A 1,160-nucleotide genomic window follows, 5' to 3' on the forward strand; every position below is an offset into this window, starting at 1 on the left:
GGGCAGGGCTATCGCATATGAGTGATGGCATTGATGAGATAGTCGTCATTCCAGGCGCATTTCTTGATGCGGTGGCTGATCGGGACTTTGTCTGTGTCGGCGATTTGGAGGATGTTTCTGGCGATGCGGTTGAGGAGCGCGGTGTTGGCGGGGGCATTGCCTTTGCGGGCGCGGCTGAGATCCTCGGCGAGATGCACGTCCAATATCCAATGCAGCCCGTTTTCGATCTGCCAGTGAGCTCTGGTGAGATCGAGCGCCTGGGGTGGCGACAGCAGGTTGGAGGCCATGAACAGGCGCGTCAGCGGCTTGGCTTGGTCGCGCCGGCTGGTGATGCGGATAAAGGCTCTGTGGCCTGGCATCAGCGGCTCAGCTGCCGCGACGACCTCTGCCTGTCGCCATTCGCTACGGCCATGGCTGGTTTCGGTCCGCTCGGCGATAGCGGGGGCAGTTTCGACCAGATGCTGGTTGGCACGGCTAAGCCAATGCCGACGGTTTCCCTTGAGCGCGAGCAGATAGTCGCCGCCGCGTTCGGTGACGGCTTGGGCCATACGCGTGTGACAGTGGAGCGCATCGGCCGTGACCAATCTACCAGTGAGATCAATGAGTTCGACTACCTTGAGGGCAGCCTCGACCTCATTCTCCGCATCGCCGGGCGAAGCCGCCGCCAAGCACAGCCGCGTCTCGGCGGCAAAGGCCGAGACCGTCAAGGGCGGACTGGCTGCAAGGCCCTTCTCATAAGCCCGCCGCAGCGCCTTGCCGTCGAGCGAGACCACGCCCTGGCATGCCTGGGCAAAGCCTGCGGCAAACGCGGCGAAGGCGCGCCCGAAGGCCTCAGGATCGAGCAGGCGCAGCAGCCGCGAGAAGGTGTCATGGCTGGGCGCCTCCTCATACGCGATCAACCGCGACAGCGCCTGCTTGCGCTCTTGCGCAAACAACGAAAACTCCGTCGCATTGGTCGCGCCGCACAGGCTTGCCGCAACCATCATCACGATCAAATCGCCAAGCCGGTGCGTGGCGTTGGCCGCGCGCGGGTCAGGGACCGCGCCGAAATAGCTCTCAAGGCAGGACATGGCAGTCACTCCTTCGCTGGACTGCCTTCCCAAAGAATCTCTTCTCAGACCAATTTCAACTCCCAAAACGCCATATGCGATTCCCCTGCC

1 protein-coding gene is annotated in these 1,160 nt (G+C 62.7%); it reads right to left on the reverse strand.

The window, feature by feature from the left end; translation table 11 throughout:
- Window positions 1-8: 8 nt before the first annotated feature.
- Entirely contained in the window at window positions 9-1,070 is a 1,062-nt protein-coding gene (locus FJ941_RS28870; RefSeq protein ID WP_140511007.1) for an ISAs1 family transposase, read from the reverse strand.
- Between the last annotated feature and the right edge of the window lie 90 nt (window positions 1,071-1,160).

It is taken from the genome of Mesorhizobium sp. B2-3-13 (assembly GCF_006442195.1).
GTDB classification, from domain to species: Bacteria; Pseudomonadota; Alphaproteobacteria; order Rhizobiales; family Rhizobiaceae; genus Mesorhizobium; species Mesorhizobium salmacidum.